The 208-nt window shown below is 82.7% G+C and carries 1 protein-coding gene; it reads left to right on the forward strand.

Annotated elements, in window-relative coordinates:
- The coding region (locus QWY28_RS24235) for a hypothetical protein (RefSeq protein WP_300955439.1) at window positions 1-208 on the forward strand (208 nt) is incomplete at both ends.

Raw genomic sequence — 208 nt, forward strand, 5'->3', positions numbered from 1 at the left:
GGTGCTGCTCACCGCCGACGGCGCGACCCGCGCGCGGCACGTCGTCGTCGCCACCGACGGGGCCACCGCCCACCGGCTCGCCGGCACCCCCACCCCCTCGCCGCGCGGCGGGGTGACCCAAAGGTGGGCCGTCGACGACCACGCCGGCCGGCGCGACGCGCGTGCGCCCGGCGTGCTGGCCGTGGACGCGCGCACCCGCCCGACCGGC

The organism is Nocardioides oceani, from assembly GCF_030412965.1.
GTDB classification, from domain to species: Bacteria; Actinomycetota; Actinomycetes; order Propionibacteriales; family Nocardioidaceae; genus Nocardioides; species Nocardioides oceani.